We start from the raw sequence: 22,856 nt of genomic DNA, 5'->3' as shown, positions 1-22,856 counted from the left end.
TCCGTCGTGGATCAGTCGCGCAGGGTCGCCCCGAATCGCTCGCCGGCACGTCGGACAGCGCCGTCGCGGGCCTGGGAGGCCTCGGCAGCGGTCAGCGTGCGGTCCGTGGCACGGAAGCGCAGGGCGAACGTCAGGGACTTCTGTCCCTCGTCCACGCCGGCACCCCGGTAGTCATCCACGAGCCGAGCATACTCCAACAGGTCTCCCGCACCAGCGCGCACCTCGGTCAGGACGTCACCGGCGGGCACCGACACGTCCACCACCAGCGACAGGTCCTGCGTCGCAGCCGGGTAGGACACGATCGCCGAGACGTCCACGAGCTCGGGGGCCGCGGCGACCAGTGCGTCGAGGTCCAGCTCGACGACGGCGACGACGCGGGGCAGGTCGGCGTCCGCCGTGCGCTCCGGCAGGAGCTCGCCCGCGACGCCGACGACCGTGTCCCCGACGAGCAGCGACGCAGCGCGACCGGGGTGCAGCGACGGGTGACTCGTCTGCGCGACGGTGAGCTCGGCACCCACGGCCCAGGCCACGATGCGGGCGACGTCGAGGGCGTCGGCGATGCCGAACGGCTCGGCCGCGGTGCCGGGCTGCTTGAGCACGGCGTTGCCGACGAGCAGCGCACTGACATGGAACGGCTGCGACGGCAGCGCGGCGTCGAGGGCCGCGAGGGTCTCGGGCGTCGGACGCTGCGCGCCGACGGGGACGTCGACCGTCCCGAGCTCGACACCGGGCGCGGGCAGGAACACCCGGGAGGTCTCGTACACGGCGACGTCGACCAGCCCGCGCGACACGTTGCGACGGGCGACGTCGACGAGGGCCGGCAGCCCGCTCCGGCGCAGGCGGTCCTGCGCGCTGTCGAGGGCGTTCGCCAGGACGACGCTCGGGCCGCCCGCGGGGTCGATGCCCGGATAGGCGGCAGCGGTGGTGGCGGAGACGAACGGGGCCGTGACGACCTCGGTGAGACCGGCTGCGGCGAGGGCGGCGGACACCCGGCGCCGGGCCTGCTGGTGCCGCGTCAGCCCACGTCCGGGCGGTGCGACCGGCAGCACGCTGGGGATGCGGTCGTACCCGACGACGCGGGCGATCTCCTCGACCAGGGACACGTCGTCCACCAGGTCGGGACGCCAGGTCGGCGGGGTCACGGCGAGCAGGGCACCGTCGACGTCCACGGTCGCCCCGATCGCACGGAGGGTGTCGAGCACCTCGGCGTCGGTGTAGTCGACACCGATCAGCGCGGCGGCCCGGTCGACGCGCATGGTCACGGTGGGGCGCGGCGACTCGTCGACCAGCGTCGAACCGAGTGCGTCCGGCGCGCCACCGGCGAGGTCGACGAGGAGCTCGACGGCGCGGTTCGCGGCAGCCTGGGCGACGAGCGGGTCGACACCGCGCTCGAAGCGACGCGACGCCTCGCTCGGCAGCTTGTGCCGCCGGGCGGTGCGGGCGATCGACACCTGGTCGAAGCCGGCGGCCTCGATCAGGACGTCGGTCGTCGCCGCGGTGATCTCGGTGCGTGCGCCACCCATGACGCCCGCGAGGCCGACGGCCCCGGCGTCGTCGGCGATCACCAGGTCCTCGGCGTCGAGCGTGCGCTCCACGCCGTCGAGGGTGGTGAGGTGCTCCCCCGCGGTGGCCCGTCGGACGGTGAGGCCGCCCTGGAGGGTGCCGAGGTCGTACCCGTGCAGCGGCTGACCGAGCTCGAACATCACGTAGTTGGTGATGTCGACGGGCAGCGAGATCGACCGGACGCCGGCGAGCGACAGGCGCGCGACCATCCAGGCCGGGGTGGGACGGCTGGCGTCGATACCGCGGACGACCCGCGTCACGAAGGTGCTCGCGCCGACACGGCCACGGATCGGTGCGGTGTCGTCGATCGTGACCGGGAAGCCGTCACCGGTGCGCGGCAGGACGCGGTCGACCGGGTCCGAGAAGGTCGCCCCGGTGGCGTGCGCGTACTCACGAGCGACGCCGCGCATGCTCATCGCGTAGCCGCGGTCCGGCGTCACGTTGATCTCGACCGCGGCGTCGTCCAGGCCGAGCAGCGCGATGGCGTCCGCGCCGACCGGGGGCTCCATGCCGAGGTCGGCGAAGCGCAGGATGCCGTCGTGCTCGTCGCCGAGCCCGAGTTCACGCGCGGACGCGATCATGCCGTCCGAGACGTGGCCGTAGGTCTTCCGGGCGGCGATCGGGAACGGTCCGGGCAGCACGGCGCCGGGGAGCGTCACCACGACGAGGTCGCCGACGTCGAAGTTGTGCGCACCGCAGACGATGCCGCGGGGTTCGGCGTCGCCGACGTCCACCTGGCACCAGTTGATCGTCTTGCCGTTCTTCTGCGGCTCCGGGACACGCTCGAGCACCCGGCCGACCACGACGGGTCCGGTCAGCTCGGCAGCGTGCACGGCTTCTTCTTCGAACCCGACCGACACCAGGGCGGCGTGGACGTGCTCGAGCGAGACGTCGTCGGGCAGGTCGACGGATTCGCCGAGCCAGCGGAGTGGGACGCGCATCAGACCACCGTTCCGAACTGCTGCGAGAAGCGGAGATCGCCCTCGAGGAAGTCACGCATGTCGTTCAGGCCGTTGCGGAACTGCAGCGTCCGCTCGATGCCCATGCCGAAGGCGAAGCCCTGGTACTCGTCCGGGTCGATGCCGGCGGCACGCAGGACGTTCGGGTTGACCATGCCGCAGCCACCCCACTCGACCCAGCGCGCGCCGCCCTTGGCGTTCGGCTGCCAGACGTCCATCTCGGCGCTCGGCTCGGTGAACGGGAAGTAGTTCGGACGCAGCCGGATCTGCGCTTCGGCACCGAAGACCTGGCGGGCGAAGTGCTCCAGCGTGCCCCGGAGGTGCGCCATCGTCAGACCCTTGTCGATCGCGATGCCCTCGACCTGGGTGAAGACCGGCAGGTGCGTGGCGTCGAGCTCGTCGGCGCGGTAGACGCGGCCCGGGGCGATGACGTAGAGGGGCAGGTCGCGGGACAGCAGCGACCGCACCTGGACGGGTGAGGTGTGCGTGCGCATGAGCAGGTGCCGGTCCACGGGCTCGACGAACACCGTGTCCGCCATGGCCCGCGCCGGGTGGTCCTGGTCGAAGTTCAGCGCGTCGAAGTTGAACCACTCGTGCTCGAGCTCGGGGCCTTCCGCGACTTCCCACCCCATGCCGACGAAGATGTCCGCGACGGTCTCGTTGAGCACCGACAGCGGGTGCCGGGAACCGGGCGTGCGACGCGACGGCAGCGCGGTGACGTCCACGCGCTCGGCGTCGAGACGCGCGCGCTCTTCCGATTCGGCGAGGACCGATTCCTGCGCGGCGATCGCCTGGTTCACCTGGCCGCGCGCCTGCCCCACGAGCTTGCCCGCGGCGGCCTTCTGCTCCGGCGGGACGCTGCGCATCGACGCGTTCATCCGGGCGAGCGTCGACTGCTCGCCGGTGTGCTCGGCACGGGCCTGCTTCAGCTCGGCGACGGTCGTCGTGGCGCGGACGGCGGCGAGGGCCGCTTCCACGGCGCCGGCGACCGCCGATTCGCTGATCTCGAGAGGTTCTGACACGAGAGCCAAGCCTACCGGCCGACGGGATACCGCCGCCCTGCACCGGTCGGACTGTGGGCAGTGCCCCGTCAGTCGGTGGCTGTGGAGGAACGGGTCCGCTGGGCGAACGCGCTCTCGTAGAGGCACACCGACGCCGCGGTCGCGAGGTTCATCGACTCGGCACGACCGTAGATCGGGACCTTCACGGCGCGGTCGACCAGGGCCAGGTCCTCGGCCGTCAGCCCGCGGGCCTCGTTGCCGAACACCCAGACGGTCGGGCCGTCGAGCATGCCGTCGGCGCGGACGTCCGGCAGGTCGTCGCCCGACACGTCCGCGGCGAGGATCGTGTAGCCGAGACCCCGTGCGCGCTCGACGGCGTCGACCAGGGTCACGCCGACCGAGACCGGCACGTGGAACAGCGAGCCGGTGGTGGAGCGGACGACCTTCGGGTTGTACGGGTCGACACTGCGTCCGGTGAGCACGACGGCGTCGGCGCCGGCGGCGTCCGCGGCCCGGATGATCGTGCCGGCGTTGCCCGGGTCACGGACCTCTTCGAGGATGGCGACCAGTCCGGGGAGGGCACCGGTCTCGGCGACGTCGGCGCGCGCCTCCGGGCGGGCGTCCGGGAAGACGTCCTTGACCGACGTCGGGAACTGCTGGCACACCGCGACCACGCCCTGCGGGGTCACCGTGTCGGCCATCGCGTCGAGCACCTGCTCGGTGACGAACCAGGTGTCGACCGGAGCGTCGTCCAGGCCGTGTCGGGCCGCCGCGGTCGGGGTGACGTAGAGCTCACGGAGGAGCTCCGGTCGGTACTCGATCGCCTCGCGCACCGCCTGCGGCCCCTCGAGCAGGAACAGCCCGGTCTCGGCACGGACGTCCTTCTTGGCCAGGGCGGCCACGGCCTTCACTCGGCCGGCACGGGGGTTCTCGAGGAGTTCACTCACGGGCCCAGTCTAGGAACCACCGGCAGCCCGGGCCGACCGGAGCACCGCCGGGCGGCTCGGGCCGGCTCCGGGCGGCTCCGGGAACGACGGAACCCCCACTCCCGATGGAGTGGGGGTTCCGGTGCACGGGTGACGTGGCTCAGGCTGCCTTCGGCGCCGAGGTGTCGGCCGGCAGGGCCTTCTTGGCGGTCTCGACGAGCGCGGCGAACGTCTCGGCGTTGTTGACCGCGAGGTCCGCGAGGATGCGACGGTCGACCTCGACGCCGGCCAGGGCGAGACCCTGGATGAGGCGGTTGTAGGTCAGGCCGTTCGCACGCGACGCAGCGTTGATGCGCTGGATCCAGAGGCGACGGAACTCGCCCTTCTTCGCGTGACGGTCACGGTACGCGTAGACGAGGGAGTGGGTGACCTGCTCCTTCGCCTTGCGGTAGAGGCGCGACCGCTGGCCGCGGTAGCCCTCTGCGCGCTCGAGGATGACGCGACGCTTCTTGGCGGCGTTGACCGCTCTCTTGACTCTTGCCATTGATCTGTTCCTTTACGATCCGGGTCGACTCAGTGGCCGAGGAGCTTCTTGACGGCCTTGACGTCGGCCTTCGCGAGGACCTGGTCCTCGTTGAGGCGGGCCTTGCGCTTGGAGGACTTCACCTCGAGGTTGTGGCGCATACCGGCCTGCTGCTTCATGATCTTGCCGCTGCCGGTGATCTTGAAGCGCTTCTTCGACCCGGAGTGGGTCTTCTGCTTGGGCATCGTGGTGCCTTTCCGTGGGGTGGATGGGGACCGCGTCGAGCGCGGATCGGCCTGGGAGGACCTATTCGGCCGACGAGTCGGCCGGGGCTGCTGCTGCGGCGGGGCCCGACGCGGGCTCGTCCTCCGGCTTGGCCTTCGCGGAGTGCTCGGTGGCCTTCCGCTCGGCCTTCTCAGCGGCACGCTTGGCGTTCTGCTCGCCCTTGACGTCCGACTTGTTCTTCAGCGGCGCGATGATCATCGTCATGTTGCGGCCGTCCTGGGTCGGACGCGACTCGACGACACCGAACTCGGCGATCTCCTCCGCGAACTTCTGGAGGAGTCGGACACCCTGCTCGGGACGCGACTGCTCGCGACCGCGGAAGAGGATCATCGCCTTCACCTTGTCGCCACCGAGGAGGAACCCCTCGGCGCGCTTGCGCTTCGTCTCGTAGTCGTGCACGTCGATCTTCAGGCGGAAACGGACCTCTTTCAGGTCGGTGTTGACCTGGTTGCGGCGGGCTTCCTTGGCCTTCTGAGCGGCTTCGTACTTGAACTTGCCGTAGTCCATGATCTTGGCCACGGGCGGCTTCGAGTTCGGCGCGACCTCGACCAGATCCAGCTCGGCTTCCTGCGCGAGGCGCAGTGCGACGGCGATGGGGACAACGCCGACCTGCTCGCCCTGGGGTCCGACCAGTCGGACCTCGGGGACGCGGATTCGGTCGTTGGTACGGGGATCGGTGATGCGGAGCTCCTTCAATCAGGTGGTGGCCGTCCGGGGCGTTTGCCCGGGACGACGGCACGAGAGAGGAGATCTGACGCACGGATCGAGACCCGTTCGGCAGCCGCCCGACGCCGACCCGCTCGGACCGGCTCGCGCCGATCTTCGTGGTCCGGCCTGCCGGTGCCCACGTGGTGGACCCCGGCGGAGCGGTGGTGACCCGGTAGCCTTGGTGCAGCCGCGGGTGGGAGGAACTCCTCTTTCGTGACGCTGTCCTGATCCGGACCGTCCTGGGTACAACCGGGATGATCTGGCACGACCGGAACGATCCGGGCGCGCGGACAGTGTCTGCCGTCGGCGAGTCTAGCAGAGGAGCACCGTGACCGACACCCCGAGCAACCCGGCCCCCACGTTCGACGACCTGGGCGTCGACGGATCGGGATCCGACGAGGCCGCGCGCGACATCGCCGAGGTCCCCGCGATCGAACTCATCAACACCGTGGCCGTGCACCTGCTCAGCGCCGCCGCCGTGAAGGTCGGCCTGGCCGACGACCCCGAGCAGCAGACCGACCTGGACGAGGCGCGGAAGCTCATCACCTCGCTCGCCGGGCTCGTCACCGCCGCCGCGACCGAGATCGGCGACCAGCACGCGCGTCCCCTGCGTGACGGGCTGCGGTCGGTGCAGCTGGCGTTCCGCGAGGCCTCGGCGATCCCGGACGCGCCGGGCAAGGGTCCGGGCGAGAAGTACACCGGGCCCGTCAACTAGACGCTCCCCCGGGACGGACGGGAGGCCCGTGGCGGTGTCGCCACGGGCCTCCCGTCCGTCGTCGGGTCGCGCTGCCGGCGCGGCCGGCCGGTCTCAGCCCGCCGAGCGCGCGACCAGGCGGTCGACCGCCGCGACCGGGATGCCCACCCAGGTCGGTCGGTTCCGCGCTTCGTAGACGACCTCGTAGACCGCCTTGTCGAGCTCGAAGGCGTCGAGCAGGGCGCGGTGCGCGCGGAGGTCCGACCCGCTGCCCCGCTCGTACCCGTCGAGGAAGGCGTTGCGCGCCTCGTGGGCCCAGTCGCCGGTCGTGACCGGCTCGTCCTCGTGCGCGAGTGCCCCGGCGACGTAGTCGAAGGACCGGAGCATGCCGGCGACGTCCCGCAGCGCGACGTCCGGCCGCGATCGTTCCGGCATCGGGCGGAGCGGTTCGCCCTCGAAGTCGAGGAAGACCCAGCCGCGGGGCTCGGGCGCCGAGAGCACCTGGCCGAGGTGCAGGTCACCGTGGATGCGCTGCATGGTCGGCCACGGCACGGTCGCCGCCCGGTCGTAGACCCGGCCGACGGCGGCGGCGTGCTCGGCGACCTGCGGCACCTCGGCAGCGGCGGTGTCCAGGCGGCGGCGCATCGTCGCGATCGCCTCGTCCACCTGGTCCGGTCCGGACGTCGCCGTGGGCATCGCGCCCGCCAGGACCGTGTGCACCTCGGCGAGTGCGGCACCGAGCCGGTCGGCGGCGCTGGCGAAGGACTCGCCGTCCCGGGCCGCGGTGAGGGCGACGCGCCAGGCGTCCTCGAGCCCGGGCAGGAACTCCTGCGCGAAGGCGAGGTGGCCGTGCGCGGTGCCGCTCGCCTGACCGGCGTCCGGCCACTCCCCCGTCAGCGCGCCGAAGGTGCGGGGTACGCGGACCGAGCCCGCGGTGGACAGTGCCCGCTGCGTGGTGACGTCGGGGTTCTCGCCGTCGTGCAGGACCCGGAAGACCTTGGTGATGACCTGGCCGTTCTCGGCGGTGCCGCAGATGACGGACGTGTTCGACTGCTCGCCGCTGAGGACGCGGGCGTCGGTGACCGGCCCGATGTGTTCGCCGTCGGCCTCGATCCGGCCGAGCAGCCAGCGCGCGTAGGCGACGTCGTGCGGGGCGTCGTAGACCGCTGCGCCGTCGAGTTCGGTGACCAGGGCGGCGGCGAGCTCGGGGACCGCTGCGGGTCGGACGGTGAGCGGCACCTGGTAGAGGACGGGGCCGGTGGGGGCGTCGTCGAGGACGAAGAGGGTGCGGATCGTCGCGTCCGCGGTGGTGTCGGTCTGTTCGGCGACGACCCGGATGCTGGGGGTCCCGCCCTTGGCGGCGTACCACCGTTGGTCGGCCATCCAGCCGGCGACGGCGGTCTCGAAGGGGTCGGCGTGCGCAGCGTCGGTCATGTCGGGGACGCTACCCGTCGCTGCTGCGCCGGGTAGCGGGAACGATGCCGTCGGGTGCTGCGCCGGGTCGCGGGAACGATGCCGTCGGGTGCTGCCGACGGTCGGCCGCCGGTGGGCCGACCGTCGGTCCGGACGCGGGTGGGAACTGCTCACCCGTGCCCGGTCAGGACGTGCACTTCGTGGTCGAGAACTCGTTCGAGCCGACCACGTCGTTGTCGCACGACACCGTGTTGCCGAGGACCGGGCGGAAGGCGAAGGCCACGCCGTCGCTGTTGCCGAGGTCCACGGTGTTGCCGGAGAACGTGTTGTCCGTGCCCCAGCCGTCCAGCAGTTCGTGCGTCTGGAACCCGTCGAGGATCGAGTGCACCCCGTGGTTCCCGGTGATGCTCCAGCCGTTGCCCTTCACGTCGACCCAGGAGTCCGCGTGGTTCTGCCCCTGCATGCCCGCGCCGTCGAAGGAGTTGTCCGAGAGCACGCCGCCGGTGGTCCCCTCCTTGATGTCCACGTTCTCGGCCGCGGTGTCGGTGATCGTGTTCCCGGTCACGACGTTGCGGTCGCTGCGGTCGGGCTTGCAGTCGGACACGTCGCACCAGTTGTTCTTCGACGAGCCGATGTAGATGCCCTCGCCGAACTTCGGCTTCCGCAGCCCGGTCTCCGAGACGTGGTTGCCGCGCACCGTGTTGTCGCTGCTGTTGCCACGGACGTGCACCGCCTCGTCGCCGGTCTTCCGGACCGTCAACCCCTGCAGGACCGAGTGCTGGGTGTCGTCGAGCATCACGCCCTTCTGCCCGTTCTGCACCGCGAACCCGGACAGGGTCCAGTAGGCGCCGCCGTCGAGGTGCATGACGTACCCGTCGGACGGGTCGCCGCCGTCGAGGACGGCACCGCTCCCGCCGCACAGGGCGATGGGCCGACTCGCCGTGCCCCTGGCCGTGCCCTCGAAGGTGCCGTCGTAGGTGCCGTTCGCGAGTGCGATGACGTCACCGGCCTTCGCGTCCTGCAACGCGGCGGTGAGGGCGTCCGCGGTGCTGACCCGGACCGTCGGCGACGTGCACGCGGCGGCCGGGGCGGCCGTGGCCGTCCCGCCGGAGCCGCTCGCCGCACCGCCGGAGCCGCTGCCCTTGCTCTTGCTCTTGCTCTTGCTTTTGCTTTTGCTCTTGTCGTTGCTCGTGCTCGATCCCCCGTCGGCGCCCAGGACGCCGAGCTGCGGGGTGCGGCTGGCACTCGGGGCGCGGCCGGGGTCGCGCGTCGCCGAGGAGCCGGGGGCGGGTGCCGCGACGGACTCCGGACCGCGGACCGCAGCGCTGACGCCCCAGATCCCGCCGACCAGCACGGCTCCGGTCACGAGCCCGACGACGCCGGTCAGGACCTGGACACGATGTCGTCCGAACAGGTTCGTCATCCGCGTCACCGGCCCGTCGCGGCGAGCGCCGCGTCCACGCCGGCACCGTCGGACCGGGCGGCGTGTGCGGCACGCCGCCCGCCGTCCTGGTCAGTGCTGCTCGGGTCGACCCCGGTCTGGTGCTGCGCCGTCTGGGGTTGGCCGGCCTGGTGCTGCGTCGTCTGGGGCTGGCCGGCCTCGGCCGTCGGCGCCGAGATCGGCGACGCGGGCAGGCCCAGCGTGGTCGGGTCGACGACACCGCGGGTGAAGGACGACAGCGGCGCGAGCTTGGCGTACGGGTGCTCGCGGGCCTCACCGCGACGCCCCCGGAGGACACCACCGATCGCGGCGACCACGACGACGAGCAGCAGGAGCAGCCACAGCACGGTGAGGGGCTGGAAGATCCCGCGCAGCGTCACGAGCAGCGGCTTGGTGGAGTGCCAGCCGGTCGTGGTGTTGCCGTGCTGCACGGCGTCGTCGGACCGCGCCAGGTCGATGGCGCTCGGCCCACGACCGGAGACCGAGTTGTCGGTCACGGTCGTGCCCTTCGACGCCCCGACGACCGTCACACCGTGGGTGCGTGCGCCGGAGATCTCGTTGCCGTCGACGTCGGCGTCCGACGCCCGGCTGTAGATCCCGATGTCGGCGCCCGCGATCGTGTTGTCGCTGACCTCCGAGGATCGGACGCCGTCCAGCACCGAGATGCCGTTCTGGGTCGAGCCCTTGATGACGTTGTTCCGCACGGTCGTCTTCACGGCGTCCTGCCCGATGACGATGCCCATCCGGTTGCGATCCATCGTGGAACCGCTCACCTTGACGTTCTCGCCTCCGAGCACCTCGACACCGTACCGCCCGTTGTCGGACGCGGTGCTGTCGGTGAGGGAGTTGTTGCCGTAGTCGCCGGTCGGCATGCCGACCGCGTTCGGACCGTCGGCGAGCGCCCCGCCGTTCAGCGTGATGCCGTTGCGGCCGTTCCCGTTCGCGGTGACCTGGCTGAGCACGATGCCGGTGGAGGCGCGGGTCATCTTGATCCCGTCCACCCCGTTGTCACGCGAGTCGACCGAGGACAGCGTGCTGTTCGTCACGTACCGGTGCAGCACGAGGCCGTCGATGAGCGAGTGCTGGATCGTGGAGTCGGACATCACGACGCCGTCCGCGCTGGTGAGGAACAGGCCGTACGCGTTGCCGTCGAACTCGGTGTGCTGGATCTTCGCCGAGACGAAGCTGTAGGACCCGGCCGCGGTGCTCTCGCCGGGGGTGGCCCCGTCGACGGCACCGGTCGGCAGCAGCGTGGTGCCGAAGACGTCCTTCGTGGTGCGGAGCGTCTTCGCCGTCTGGGTGCCGGAGGCGGTGTCGAGCGTCGACAGGTCGGTGCCGGTGAGCGAGACCCCGCCGGTCGTGCCGCTCCAGAAGCCGAGGTCGTGGAACTGGGCGTAGCTCAGGGTCGCGGTCCCGCCCTGCACGCGGACGTACGCGCGGCCGTCGGTGGTGTCGGTGTCGACCTTGCCGGCCTGCGGGTCCCACGAGTCGATCGTGACGGGGGCCTTGGCCGAACCGGCGATCTGCAGCGCTCCGGCCTGCGTGACGATCGACACGAAGCCGCGGTCGTCGCTCTCCATGTGGATGTGCAGGCCGTCCGGGCTGGCGAGCTGCAGGGTCGCGCCGTTCTCCACGACGATGTTCTCGCTGAGCAGGTACGACCCGTCGGGCTGCTTCACGAACGTCGAGGGGGCGAGCTGCTTGAGGTCGTCGACGGTGTACGCCGAACCGCGGGCGACGAGCACCAGGGTGTACGAGCTGCCCGTGGCCAGTCGGTACGGCTTGGTGGTCACGAGGCCGCTCCACCGCGCGGCCGAGGCGAGCGCGCGCACGTTGTAGATGCGTTCGTTCTCGGCGGCGACGAGCTTGGCCTCCTTGTTCGGGCTGCCCGGGTAGGCCTTGCCCGTCACGGCGGCGGGCGCACCCACGGCCGTGGTCGACCCGGGGGCCGCGGCCTGTGCCGCGGTGGGCAGGGAGAGGGCGCCGACGCCGGCGAGCGTCAGGACGAGCGCAGACGCGGTCGCCAGGCGACGACGACGCGTGGACGTGCTGCGGATCGGGTCGGTGCTCATGCTGCCGCCACCTCTCCGGCCTGGAGGCCCGCTGCCGGCTGCGACGCGCGTTGCGTCCCCGACGTGGTCGGGATCGCAGGTTCCGGGTGGGACGCGGTGCCCGGAGCCGAGGCGTCCGAGCTGGAGGTCGTCGCGGCCGTGGCCGAGGTGGCGACCGCCGCCGTCTCGGGTGCTCCCGCCGTGGACATGGCCATCTCGGGCGCTCCCGCCATGGCGAAGGCCGGAGCCGGGACCGGTGCCGGCGTCTGGACCGGTGTGGTCGTCGGGACCGGTGTGGTCTGGGCCGCCGGGCGCGACGCGGGACCGTCGAGGGTCGCCGCGGTCTGTCCGTCGCCACCCATCTGGTCGGCGTGCCGCGTCAGCCAGCCCTGCTTGTTCATCGTGATGAACGAGAACACCTTGATCGGCAGGGCGATGACGATCACCACGACGGCCAGGAACGGCAGGACGAAGAGGTCGAGCGGGTGCCGGCGCAGGTTCGAGAACCCGCGGACGGCACGGCCGGCGAGCAGCCAGGCGAGGGTGAACGCCGCGCCGATGACGCTGAGTTCCAGGCGGCTGAACAGCAGGTACCACATGGTGATGCCCATGGTGACGGGCGTCAGGATGATCTGGAGCACGGTGATCTTCGTGACGAAGGGCACACGCCAGATCCAGCCCTTGGCGATCGCCGTCAGGTAGGTCCGGTACGAGTTGCGGCTCCAGCGGATGCGCTGCTTGAAGAACGCCTTGCCGGTGGCCGGGAACATCGAGAGGGCCTTGGCGCTCTCCTGGTGCACGGTCCTGAAGCCCGAGGCGAGCACGAGCCAGGTGAGCCGACCGTCGTCGCCGGCGACGCAGCGGCGGCCGAGGAAGAACTCGTTCTCGAGGTTGTCGAGCACGGGCAGGACGGCCGAGCGACGGTAGGCGGCGGTGCGGCCGGACAGGCACGGCACGGCACCGGCGGCACCCATCGCGGGCACGTAGTTGAAGTACCGCAGGTTGACGAGCCAGTCGGCGATGATCCGCCAGATGCTCGAGTTCCGCTGGTAGACGTTCTGCTGCGTGCCGACCCCGCCGACGGTGGGGTCGATGAAGGGCATCTGCACGTTCTCGAGCAGTCCCGGCTCCCAGCTGGTGTCGGAGTCGACGAGGACGACGACGTCGTACCGCGCGAGCCGGATGCCCTGGCCGAGGGCGCTCCGCTTGCCGACGTGGTGGAACAGGATCGGCTTCACGGTCGGGTCACCCACGGCCACGATGCGCCGGTACGCCTCGGTGTCGGCGATGTCGAGCACGATGATGATCTCGTCGGGCTCCTGCGAGCGCCAGGAGTCGAGGCAGCGGAGCAGGATGTCGGGGTCCTCGTGGTAGCTCGGCACGACGACGGAGGTCGTGGTGCGGAAGCCGTTGACGACCGGCTTGGCCCGCGCCGACAGCACGACGCGGTAGAGCCACAGGGCCCACACGATCACACCGGCGATGCCGACGGGCACGTACTTGAGGGCTTCGTGGCCGAAGGCGACGAGCTGGTCGATGACGACCTGGGTCGATGTCTGGGATGCGGCGAGCGCGGCCAGGGTGTCCATGGGTTCGGGTCCTTCGGACTGGCAGGGTGGATGATCCGGGTCGCTCGGTGGGTGGCCGGGCGCGGACGGTCGATGAGTGGGTGGCTCACCCGACGGTCGGTACGGCGTCGTGCTGAGGACGCTAGGCGGAGCGTCGACCACGCGACAAGGGGCTGCGGGGCACTCTTGCGCGTTCGCGCAAGGCCCTGCGGGAGTGCGGGAGTCGCACGGCGCGGAACCTGTACAGCGGTGGACCGTGTCGGCCAGCATGGGGTCATGACCGCGCTCATCGGCAACGACGCCGCCCCCATCCTCCCGCTCGCCAGCCGTCAGGACGGCGAGTACCCCCGCCCGCAGATGATGCGGTCCCGGTGGGCGGACCTCGACGGCACCTGGTCCTTCCGCAACACCGGCGACGACCCCGCGTGGCGGAACGGCTTCCCGGACGCCCGTGCCATCACCGTGCCGTTCGCGCCGGAGTCCGTCGCCTCGGGCATCGACGAGCCGGGGTTCCACCCGGTCCTCTGGTACTCGCGGCCGATCACGGCGGCGGACCTGACGGCGGCCGGGCACGGCACGGACGCGCCCCGCGTGCTGCTGCACTTCGGCGCGGTCGACCACCGGGCCCGGGTCTGGATCGACGGGCAGTTCATCGGCGAGCACGAGGGCGGCCACACCCCCTTCACCCTCGACGTGACCGAGGCGCTCGGAACGGACCCGAGCACCGGCACGCACACCCTGGTGGTCCGCGCCGAGGACGACCCGCACGACCTCACCCAGCCCCGCGGCAAGCAGGACTGGCACGAGCAGGCCCACGACATCTGGTACCGCCGCACCACCGGGATCTGGCAGACCGTCTGGCTCGAGGCCGTCCCGACCACCGCGATCCGTGCCCTGCGCTGGACGAACGTCGACCACGAGACGATGCGCCTCACCGTCCGGCTGACGGGCGAGCACCCGGCCGGCACGCGCCTCCGGGTCGAGGCGACGTGGACCGAGCACGACGAGCACCTCGCGACCGTCGAGACCACCGTCGGCCCGACCGCCCGCGAGTGCGAGCTCGTCGTGCCGATCGCCCGGCAGGCGAACGGCCAGGCGGAGCAGGAGCTGCAGTGGAGCCCGGACGCACCGCACCTCGTCGACGCGGTCGTCACGCTGGTGGCCCCGGCGGGTGCCACGGTCGACGCGGTGAGCTCCTACTTCGGCATCCGCACCACGCGCACCGGCGGCGGCCGGTTCCTGCTCAACGACCGCAGCATCGACGTCCGCAGTGTCCTCAACCAGGGCTACTGGCCGGACTCGCACCTGACCGCGCCGACGCGGCAGGCCCTCCGCCGCGAGGTCGAGCTCATCAAGGAACTCGGCTTCAACGCGGCCCGGAACCACCAGAAGATCGAGGACCCGCGTTTCCTGTACTGGGCGGACCGGCTCGGCCTGATGGTCTGGGGCGAGGCCCCGGGCGCCTACGCGTTCTCGCCCACCGCCGTGCAGCGGCTGATGCGCGAGTGGATGGACGCCGTGGAGCGCGACGCCGCACACCCGTCGATCGTGACCTGGGTGCCGGCGAACGAGAGCTGGGGCGTGCAGCACATCGCCACCGACCCGGCGCAGCAGGCCTACGCGCGGGCGCTGGCCGACGTCACCCGGGCGCTCGACGCGACCCGCCCGGTGATCTCGAACGACGGGTGGGAGCACCCGGACTCGGACATCCTCTCGGTGCACGACTACGAGGGCGACGGCGAACGGCTGGCCCGGACCTACGCCGACGATACGGCGCGGACCCGTCTGCTCGCGGGTCTCGGACCGGCGGACCGGCTGGTCCTGGTCGGCGGCGCGGTGGACCGTGGGCAGCCGGTGATGCTGACCGAGTTCGGCGGCGTGAACCACCAGCCGGGGGCGCCTCGCGACGACGCGTGGGGCTACACCACGGCCGCGGACGGCGACGACTGGATCGCCCGCGTCACCGCCCTGTACGACGCCGTGCGCGCGAGCTCGTTCCTGGCCGGCAGCTGCTGGACGCAGCTCACCGACACGATGCAGGAGACGAACGGGCTCCTCAACGCCGACCGCACGCCGAAGGAGCCGATCGAGCGGATCCGACGCGCCGTCCTCGGGCGCTGACGGGCGCACCAGCGGACCGGCGCACGGGCGCACGGGCGCACGGGCGCACCAGCGCACCGACGACGGAACGGGAGGCCCGTGACCAGCTGGTCACGGGCCTCCCGTTCCGTCAGGTGCCGCCGTGCGGCGATCCGGCTACTGCGCGAGGAAGCGCAGGACCGCCTCGTTCCACTCGTCGCGGTGCGACGCGAGGACGCCGTGCGGCCCGCCCTCGATGACGTGGACCTGCGCGTTCGGGATCGCCTCGGCGGTCCGCTTGCCGGAGACCTCGAACGGGACGATCCCGTCGGCGTCGCCGTGGATGACGAGCGTCGGGACGTCGACCTTCGTCAGGTCGTCACGGAAGTCCGTCGTCGCGAACGCGACCGTGCAGTCGAGCGTGCCCTTCGGCGACGCGAGCTCCGCGATCGACAGGTCGTAGGCGCGCTGGTCGTCGCTGACGAGCGGCTTGTGGGTCAGCGACACCTGGCCGCCGGCCGTGTAGAACATGTCGACGAACTCGCGCAGGAAGGCCGGACGGTCGCCGGTGATGCCGTTCGCGAACCAGTCCGCCAGGCCCTGGTCGACGCCGCCGTCCGGGTTCTCGTCCGACTTCCACAGGTACGGCGGGACCGCGCTGGCGAAGACGAGCCCCGCGACCTTGCCGGTGCCGTAGGTGGAGACGTAGCGGGCGAGCTCGCCGCCGCCCATCGAGAACCCGATCAGGGTGACGTCGGTCAACCCGAGCTCGGTGATCAGCTTGTCGAGGTCCGCGGCGAAGGTGTCGTAGTCGTAGCCGTTCCACGGCTGCGAGGACTGCCCGAACCCGCGACGGTCGTAGGCGATGACCCGGTGGCCGGCCGCGACGAGCGCGGGGACCTGGCCCTCCCACGACCGGCCGGACAGCGGCCACCCGTGGATCAGGACGACCGGGGACCCGGTGCCGAAGTCGTCGTAGTGCAGGTCGATGTCGTGCCCGTTCTCGGCTCCGACGGTGATGAACGGCATGGTGCCTCCAGGTGGTTGGTGTCCAGGAACGTCCGCGATGCAACGCCCGGCCGCTGGACGCGGCCTGGCCGTCGTGCGGCGAGTGGACACCGACGGTCTGGGAGGATCGGGCGCGTGACGGACCTGCTGGAGACGACCCGGGCCTCCGAGCCGACCCGCCTCCGCCGGACGGTCACGGCCGTCCTGGAGGCACGCTCCAGCAGATGGACCACTCCCCTGCTGCTGTGGCTGGCCTCCCGGGTGGTCAGCACGCTGCTGCTCGGGACCGTCTACGTGCTGGCGACCGCGAACGGCTGGCACTTCGCCTCGTACCGGCGCGATCCGTCGTTCGCCACGTTCTCCGGATCGTGGGACGCGTCCTTCTACCGGACCATCGCCGAGCACGGGTACCCGCACGCCCTGCCGACCGATGCGTCCGGGCACGTCGTGCCGAACCCGTGGGCGTTCCTGCCGGTGTTCCCCGGGGTGGTGCGCGCGGTGATGACGCTGACCGGCGCCTCGTTCTGGGTGGCCGGGGTGCTCGTGGCGACCGTCTGCGGTGCCGGTGCCTGCGTGGTGCTGTTCCGGCTCGTGCTCGCCGTCGTCGACGCCCGCCGGGCCCGGTGGGCCACCGCGCTCTTTGCGTTCGGGGCGACCGGGTACCTGCTGCAGGTCGCCTACGCCGAGAGCATGTTCCTGCTGCTGCTCTTCGGGGCGCTGCTCGCCCTGGTCCGACGGCGCTACTGGCTGGTGGCGGTGCTCGGGGTGGTCGCCGCGTTCACCCGGCCGGGGGTGCTGGCCCTGGCCGTGGCGTTGGCCGTCCACCTCGTCGTGCGCTGGGTCGGGGTTCGGCGGGGCTCGGCCGATCAGGTCGCGGACCGCCAGAACGCCGGGCTCGCTGCCGGCGGCCCCACTGTCGGCGGCCCCGCTGTCGGCGGACGTGACCCGTTCCCGTGGCGGGAGCGCGCGGCCGTCGTCGCCGCCGGGCTGGTGGTGGCCGCAGCCGGGCTCGCCTGGCCGGTCGTCGCCTCGGCGGTCACCGGGCGACCCGGGGCGTACCTCGACACGGAGCTGTCCTGGTGGGTGGGGTTCGTCGGCCGGGTCGACTTCACCCCGCTGACGCCGTGGTTCCTGATGGCCGGGCGGTGGCTCGGGCCGGCGGGACTCGTGCTCGTGGTGGTGGTGCTCGCGGCCACGGCGTGGTTCCTCGGCCGGCGCGACGTGCGCGCGCTCGGGCCGGAGGTGCTCGGCTTCGTCATCGCCTACGTCGCCTACCTGGTGGCGGTGTTCCTGCCGCAGCAGAGCCTGCCGCGGCTGCTGATGCCCGCCGCACCGCTGCTCGGGTCGGACGTGTTCCTGGCGACCCGACGCCGGGCCGTGGGGTGGCTCGTCGCGGGGGTGTGCCTGCAGGCGGTCGCGGTCGTGCTGCTCTGGTTCCTCGGGTTCCCCTGACGGGCTACGCGTCGAAGGTGTGGAACCAGGCGGTGCCGCCCGGGTGCTGCACGGTGATCATCTCGTCGAGGTCCCGGTAGGGGCCGTCCTGGTTGTGGCTCGCCGACTTGATGCGGATCGTGCCGTCGGACTCGGTGAACACCTCGGACACGATCGTCGTGTGGTCCGGTGACCCGTTCGCGTTCCAGTCGAACATGACGATGTCGCCGACCTTGACGTGCTGCCGCTCGTCGGAGGTGCGCCGGGTCAGACCGAACGTCGACGCGTTCTGGTCCAGCCACGGGTCCATCGCCGGGCAGTACGTCCAGGTGGCGGAGTGCTCCACGCCGCCGTCCCGGTTGTACCAGTCGCTGCGCTGCTGCCACCCGCGCGCCTGGAGTGTCTGGTTCACGTAGTTGGCGCAGTCACCACCGATCGGGTTCATGGTGCCGTACTGGGCCGTGTTGTACTCCGACCAGTGCCGCATGGCGTACTGCAGCTGCCGGTCGACGTCGGTCTTCGGGACGTAGTCCACCCTCGTGGTGGCCACCGCCGAGCCCGCGTCCGGCACGGCAGCCGTCGTCGGGGCCGGCGTCGCCGTGGCCGAGTCCTGGGTCGCACCGACCTGGCCGTCGTTGGCCGCGCTGCCGTTGCCGTCCGAGGTCTGGTTCGCCGAGGGCACCGGCTGGACCGCGGTCGTGAACAGTGCGACGTCCGCGGACCCGGCCGTGTACATCGCCTGGTGCGGCGCCGTGAAGGTGACCGTCGAGGCGGTGGCGGACACGTCGCGTGCGGCGACACCACCGACCGTGACCCCCGCGACCGAGGCCAGCCCGGTTCCGGTGACCGTCACGGTGACACCGCCGGCGAGCGGGATCGCGGTGGGCTGCACCGACGTGGCGGTCGGCTTCGCGGCCGTTCCCGTCGTCGGGGCGGCGGTCGCGCCGGAGCCCGCAGCGCCGGACCCGCGCGCCGCGGACGACGACCCGGCGTCCGGGCCGTCGGACGAGCAGGCAGCGGCGACGAAGCCGACACCGGTGATGCCGGCGAGGGACAGGAGGGTGCGGCGCGTGATCGGGGCAGTCATGACGCGTCCCAGGCTAGGCGACGCAGTCGGGAGATCGGCCCACCGACTCGGCCTCGGTGCGGGTGTGCGGTGCGGTGCGCGGTGTGCGGCAGGCACCCGTGTGCTTCGCCCGGGCGGCGGACGCTCAGGCGGACGGGGCCGGCTGGGTCGCGGTGACGTTCACGAGCCAGGTCACGCCGAACCGGTCCGTCACCATGCCGAACTCGTCGCCCCACGGCGCCCGGGTCAGCGGCTCGAGCACCTGGCCGCCGTCGGAGAGCGCCGCGAAGTACCCCCGGAGGTCGTCCGCGTCGTCGGCGTCACCCGACAGGGACATCGAGATGTTGTTCGTCTCCGACCGGCTCATCGATGCCGGGGTGTCCGACGCCATCAGCACGTAGCCACGGGTCGTCTCGAGCTGCCCGTGCATGACCTTGTCCGCGTCGGCCGGGTCCTGCACGGCGCCCATCTCGGCGAACGTGCCGATGCGGAGGTCCCCGCCGAACACCGAGTGGTAGAACTCCAGCGCCTGCCGGGCGTCGTCGCGGAAGCCGAGGTACGGGTTCAACCGTGAGGTCATGGTGGGCTCCTTCGTCCGGGGCTCATCGTGTCAGCGCTGCCGGGCGGCCGCAAGGGACCCTCCCGGGCGCGCAGCACCACCCCGCTGCGCTCGACTGTCCGGCCGGATCAGCTGCAGGAGACGTCGCGGTCGATCGTCGTCGACCCGAACGCGGTGACGTACTGGGTCATCACGGTCTTCCCACCCGCCAGTCCCGCACCGGAGCACGCCTTCTGCGCTGCCGCGAGCGTGCCCGGACCGATGGCGAGCCAGCTGCTGCGGCCGTACGCCGTGCTGGTCTTCGGGACGACGCCGGCGACGGTCGCCCACTGGCTGGACGTCGAGTAGAACCCGATGGTCGTCGCTCCGCCGCTCTGCAGCCCGGCGATCATGCCCTCGAGCACGGTCCGGTTCAGGCTGGTGTCGGCCTGGTGGGAGAACTGCGTCTCGACGTCGATCCACCAGCGGTGCGAGCCGGGGGTCGCGACCCCGCGCTTCGTCGTGTCGTCGCCGCCGAGGGCGTACCCGTAGAGGAACGAGCACGCCGGGCTGTTCTGCGGCTTCCCGCCGTCACGGGTCGAGCACGACCCGTAGGGGTTCTTCGGGGCGTACCCCTTGAAGGTGTTCGACGTCGGCCAGGCCGAGGCGGCAGCGGCGGCGGGGTTGGCGAAGAGGACGTAGAGCTGGGCCGTGGGCTGGGCGGTGCCACCGGCGGCGAGTGCCGCCCAGGAGAGCTGGCTGCTCAGGCACGGGTTCGTGGTGTTCGCGAGCTCGCCGTTCACCCCGACGATGCCGAACGCGTGGTCGGTGGGCAGGGCCGAACCGCACTGCGGCCAGGACACGTCCGCCCCGGTACCGACGCCGGAGGAGCCGTCGACGAAGTAGCCGACCGCGTCCAGGTTCACCGTGCCGGTGCCGGCCTTCGCACGCGCCTGCACGGTGCCGGTCGGGGCGATCGGCACCGTCGCGGTCCCGGCGAGCGACTGCGACTTGGCGACCACCTGTGTCGAAGCGACGACCGCGCCGACGGAACCGACGTGGAACCAGCCGGCGGCGGAGAGCCCCGTGGTCCGGGCGGTGAGGACCGCGGCCCGCGCGGTCAGCGGGATGCCACCGGCGCCCGCGACCCGCACCTGCTGCAGGGTCGACTTCACGGCGACCGAGGCGACCCGTGCCCCGTCGGCCGGGACGAACACCAGTCCGGACGTGCTCGTCGACCAGTAGCCGGCGACGGTCACGGTGACACCCGAGGCGACCCCGGAGGTGCGCACGTCGACGGCGCCGCTGGCGGGCAGCCGGACGGTCGCGGTGTTCGTGATCGACAGCCCCTTCGCCGGGAACGCCTGGGTGACGGCGGCCCGGTCGGCCACCCCCTGCGGGGTGACGCTGACACTGCCGGCCGCTGCGGGGTTGCTGACCCGGACGTCGAGGACCGCGGCGGTCGCCCCGGCCGGGACACCGGCACGACCGGTGACCTGGACGGTGGTGGGCGTCGTCGCCGCGACGGTGCCGGCGAGGAGCGCCGTGGGCGTCACGGGCGTGTAGGTGGAGCCGCTGCTGCCGTACGAGCCGGCCACGACCAGCGAGACGGTCGCGGTGCCGGCGGAGAGCACGACCTGCACCCGCCCGCCGGAGACCGCGACGGTCGTGCTGCCGGCGACCGTCCGGCCGCGGACGTAGTCCTGCAGCGGCGGGCGCGCGGTGCTGCCCACCGGCACGACCGAGACCACGCCGGCCGCGGTGGGGGCGGCGACCTGCACGACGAGTGTCGCGGCGGTCGCCGACGCGGGGATGCCCGGCAGCGTCACCGTGGTCGGCGTCGTGCGGGCGGTGCCGGTCCAGACGGTCGGTGCGGCGAGTGGCGTGTAGCGCCCGTAGGCCGGAGCGGTCGTCGCCGCAGCGGCCGTGCCCGTCGTCCCGGCCGCGGCGGGTGTGGTGGACACCGCGGCGGAGGCCGATGCGACCGGGACGACGACGAGTCCGGCAGAGACGACGGCAGCGGCCGCGATGGTCGCGAGCGCTCGTGTGAAGCGGTGCATGGCACTCCCCTGGTGTCTGCCCGGTCCGGGCGCAGCAGGAGTCTAGGCGCAGGGTGTGACGCGCCGACAGCCCCAGGACGGACCTGTGGGAAGTCGGATGCCGAGGGCACGAACACGTCAGGCCCGGAACCGGGTGGTTCCGAGCCTGTGGCCCACCGTGCTGGTGGGGTGCTGCTTCTTGGTGGAGCTAAGGGGATTCGAACCCCTGACCTTCTCATTGCGAACGAGACGCGCTACCAACTGCGCCATAGCCCCAAGTGCTCGACCACGATAGCACCGGGTCGCAGTGATCCGAAATCGAGCCGCCGCGGTCGGGCGTGCCGTTGCCGGGCGCGCCGGTCCGGGTCAGACCGCGCGACGCCGACGCATGATCGCGTCGAGGTCGGTCTGTCCGTACGCGTCGTCGCCGATGACGCCCATGCCGGCCCAGCGGCTGGGCGCGGACGGGGTCTCGTCCGCGGCGGACTCGGACGACGCCGAGCCGGACGACGCCGACGCCGGCGCCCGCAGCCCGAGCCGCTCCGCGAGCCGCCCCTGGTCGTGCGAGGACAGTGCCGCCGCGGCCTCCTCGACGTCGGCACGCATCCGCGACACCCGCGCCAGCGATGGGTCGGACTCGGCCGCCCGGATCGCGGCGGCTTCGGCGTCCGCCTCGGCCTTCGCCTGCGCGACCCGCTCCCGCAGCCGCGCGGCGAGCACCGCGGACGACTCCGGCGACGGCTCGGGCGCTGCGGGGGCCTGCACGTACAGCGGCTTCGGGACGGCCCCGGGCGTCCAGGTGCGTTCGGCCGGCGCGGCCTCGGGCTGCTCGGTGGACAGCGGCGGGGCCGGGTCGGTCCACGTGCTGGCTGGACGGGAGGCCCGGCGCTGCTCCGGCGCGCCGGCTGCGGCCCGACGACGACGTGCGGTCGCGACCTGGTGCAGCTGCGCGAGGACCGCCGCCGAACCAGCAGCCGCGACGAGTCCGGCGACCGCGAGGACCCAGGCGCCGGGAGCGGCGACGAGGACGACGAGCGCCGTGAGGAGCCCGAGCGTGCCGAGGATCGTGGCGCCGAGGCGCGAGCGACGCATCCGCATCGCGGTGAGTGCGGGCACGGCGGACACCTGCTCGAGGACGGGCGCCTGGGCTGCCAGGCGACGGGTGATCTCACGCTGCCGGGCGGCTTCGTGGGCGCGGACGATGGCCGCGCGCTTGGCCTCTTCCGACCGGGCGACGCGCTGCGCCTCGGCGAGGGACTTCGCGTTCATCTCGACGCGCACCTCGTCCGGCAGCTCGGCGGTCTGCGCCAGGATGCGGAGGGTCTGCTGCAGGCGGATCGCGTTCCGCTCGGTCGCCAGGTACTCACGTCGCGCTGCCCACGCGGGCATCAGGTACACGACCCAGAGCACCGCCGCCACGAGCAGCACCACGCCGCCGCCCCAGGTCCCGAATCCCATGGGGCAACGGTAGGGGGAGCGCACCGCCGGGACGCCCATTGCCGGGAGCGTGTCGAGCGAGTCGTGACGGATCCGTCGGACCCGGGACGGGCCTCCCGGCCGACG

18 protein-coding genes and 1 tRNA gene are annotated in these 22,856 nt (G+C 72.3%); 3 read left to right on the top strand and 16 right to left on the bottom strand.

Features of this window, described 5'->3' with window-relative positions; genetic code table 11:
- Positions 1 to 11: 11 nt before the first annotated feature.
- From pheT to infC, 6 genes are all read right to left on the bottom strand, one after another.
- Positions 12 to 2,504 (bottom strand): phenylalanine--tRNA ligase subunit beta, encoded by a 2,493-nt coding sequence (gene pheT, locus JOD51_RS02790; protein WP_204606943.1) that lies wholly within the window; start codon positions 2,502 to 2,504, stop codon positions 12 to 14.
- Positions 2,504 to 3,544 carry a phenylalanine--tRNA ligase subunit alpha gene (gene pheS, locus JOD51_RS02785; RefSeq protein WP_166780191.1) on the bottom strand — a complete coding sequence of 347 codons (1,041 nt, stop codon included), beginning with the start codon at positions 3,542 to 3,544 and terminating at the stop codon, positions 2,504 to 2,506. The genes pheT and pheS overlap by 1 nt, the downstream gene beginning before the upstream one ends.
- A 68-nt stretch (positions 3,545 to 3,612) precedes the next feature.
- Positions 3,613 to 4,470: a TrmH family RNA methyltransferase gene (locus JOD51_RS02780; RefSeq protein WP_204606942.1), complete on the bottom strand. Its 858-nt coding sequence runs from the start codon at positions 4,468 to 4,470 to the stop codon at positions 3,613 to 3,615.
- Positions 4,471 to 4,609: 139 nt separating this feature from the next.
- Entirely contained in the window at positions 4,610 to 4,993 is a 384-nt protein-coding gene (gene rplT / locus JOD51_RS02775) for a 50S ribosomal protein L20 (protein ID WP_204606941.1), read from the bottom strand.
- A gap of 29 nt (positions 4,994 to 5,022) precedes the next feature.
- Positions 5,023 to 5,217, bottom strand: a complete 195-nt coding sequence (gene rpmI, locus JOD51_RS02770; protein ID WP_111073736.1) for a 50S ribosomal protein L35 — start codon at positions 5,215 to 5,217, stop codon at positions 5,023 to 5,025.
- Between the two features lie 61 nt (positions 5,218 to 5,278).
- Positions 5,279 to 5,953 carry a translation initiation factor IF-3 gene (gene infC / locus JOD51_RS02765; protein WP_204606940.1) on the bottom strand — a complete coding sequence of 225 codons (675 nt, stop codon included), beginning with the start codon at positions 5,951 to 5,953 and terminating at the stop codon, positions 5,279 to 5,281.
- A gap of 382 nt (positions 5,954 to 6,335) precedes the next feature.
- On the opposite strand from infC, the gene JOD51_RS02760 reads away from it, so the two are divergent.
- A complete protein-coding gene (locus JOD51_RS02760; protein ID WP_204610714.1) occupies positions 6,336 to 6,680 on the top strand; it encodes a DUF1844 domain-containing protein in 345 nt (114 codons plus the stop codon).
- A 93-nt stretch (positions 6,681 to 6,773) separates the two neighbouring features.
- Here JOD51_RS02760 and JOD51_RS02755 read toward each other — a convergent pair whose 3' ends face one another.
- From JOD51_RS02755 to JOD51_RS02740, 4 genes are all read right to left on the bottom strand, one after another.
- Complete coding sequence (locus tag JOD51_RS02755) at positions 6,774 to 8,093, bottom strand: maltokinase N-terminal cap-like domain-containing protein (protein ID WP_204606939.1); 1,320 nt, start codon at positions 8,091 to 8,093, stop codon at positions 6,774 to 6,776.
- Between the two features lie 163 nt (positions 8,094 to 8,256).
- Complete coding sequence (locus tag JOD51_RS02750; RefSeq protein WP_204606938.1) at positions 8,257 to 9,495, bottom strand: right-handed parallel beta-helix repeat-containing protein; 1,239 nt, start codon at positions 9,493 to 9,495, stop codon at positions 8,257 to 8,259.
- 5 nt (positions 9,496 to 9,500) lie between these two features.
- Entirely contained in the window at positions 9,501 to 11,585 is a 2,085-nt protein-coding gene (locus tag JOD51_RS02745) for a right-handed parallel beta-helix repeat-containing protein (protein ID WP_204606937.1), read from the bottom strand.
- The gene (locus tag JOD51_RS02740) at positions 11,582 to 13,153 is read right to left on the bottom strand and encodes a glycosyltransferase (protein ID WP_204606936.1); all 1,572 of its coding nucleotides are present in this window, start codon (positions 13,151 to 13,153) and stop codon (positions 11,582 to 11,584) included. The genes JOD51_RS02745 and JOD51_RS02740 overlap by 4 nt, the downstream gene beginning before the upstream one ends.
- A 255-nt stretch (positions 13,154 to 13,408) precedes the next feature.
- Here JOD51_RS02740 and JOD51_RS02735 point away from each other — a divergent pair, with 255 nt between their 5' ends.
- Complete coding sequence (locus tag JOD51_RS02735) at positions 13,409 to 15,253, top strand: glycoside hydrolase family 2 protein (RefSeq protein ID WP_204606935.1); 1,845 nt, start codon at positions 13,409 to 13,411, stop codon at positions 15,251 to 15,253.
- 135 nt (positions 15,254 to 15,388) lie between these two features.
- On the opposite strand, the gene JOD51_RS02730 is transcribed toward JOD51_RS02735, so the two are convergent.
- The gene (locus tag JOD51_RS02730) at positions 15,389 to 16,240 is read right to left on the bottom strand and encodes an alpha/beta fold hydrolase (protein ID WP_204606934.1); all 852 of its coding nucleotides are present in this window, start codon (positions 16,238 to 16,240) and stop codon (positions 15,389 to 15,391) included.
- 114 nt (positions 16,241 to 16,354) lie between these two features.
- Between JOD51_RS02730 and JOD51_RS02725 the strand changes: the two genes are divergently transcribed.
- Positions 16,355 to 17,671, top strand: a complete 1,317-nt coding sequence (locus JOD51_RS02725) for a putative hexosyltransferase (protein ID WP_204606933.1) — start codon at positions 16,355 to 16,357, stop codon at positions 17,669 to 17,671.
- Positions 17,672 to 17,675: 4 nt separating this feature from the next.
- Here JOD51_RS02725 and JOD51_RS02720 read toward each other — a convergent pair whose 3' ends face one another.
- The 5 genes from JOD51_RS02720 to JOD51_RS02700 form a co-directional block, all read right to left on the bottom strand.
- On the bottom strand, positions 17,676 to 18,737 hold the full coding sequence (locus JOD51_RS02720) for an amidase domain-containing protein (protein WP_204606932.1): 1,062 nt from the start codon (positions 18,735 to 18,737) through the stop codon (positions 17,676 to 17,678).
- 124 nt (positions 18,738 to 18,861) lie between these two features.
- Positions 18,862 to 19,296 carry a VOC family protein gene (locus JOD51_RS02715; protein WP_204606931.1) on the bottom strand — a complete coding sequence of 145 codons (435 nt, stop codon included), beginning with the start codon at positions 19,294 to 19,296 and terminating at the stop codon, positions 18,862 to 18,864.
- Between the two features lie 107 nt (positions 19,297 to 19,403).
- The gene (locus JOD51_RS02710) at positions 19,404 to 21,314 is read right to left on the bottom strand and encodes a hypothetical protein (protein WP_204606930.1); all 1,911 of its coding nucleotides are present in this window, start codon (positions 21,312 to 21,314) and stop codon (positions 19,404 to 19,406) included.
- A gap of 179 nt (positions 21,315 to 21,493) precedes the next feature.
- Positions 21,494 to 21,569: transfer RNA gene (locus JOD51_RS02705), tRNA-Ala, on the bottom strand.
- Between the two features lie 90 nt (positions 21,570 to 21,659).
- On the bottom strand, positions 21,660 to 22,751 hold the full coding sequence (locus JOD51_RS02700; protein WP_204606929.1) for a hypothetical protein: 1,092 nt from the start codon (positions 22,749 to 22,751) through the stop codon (positions 21,660 to 21,662).
- Positions 22,752 to 22,856: the final 105 nt, after the last annotated feature.

The sequence above is a fragment of the Curtobacterium herbarum genome (assembly GCF_016907335.1).
GTDB lineage: Bacteria > Actinomycetota > Actinomycetes > Actinomycetales > Microbacteriaceae > Curtobacterium > Curtobacterium herbarum.
Note: the sequence above shows the minus strand (reverse complement) of the source record. Positions and strands in the feature narration are given on the sequence as shown.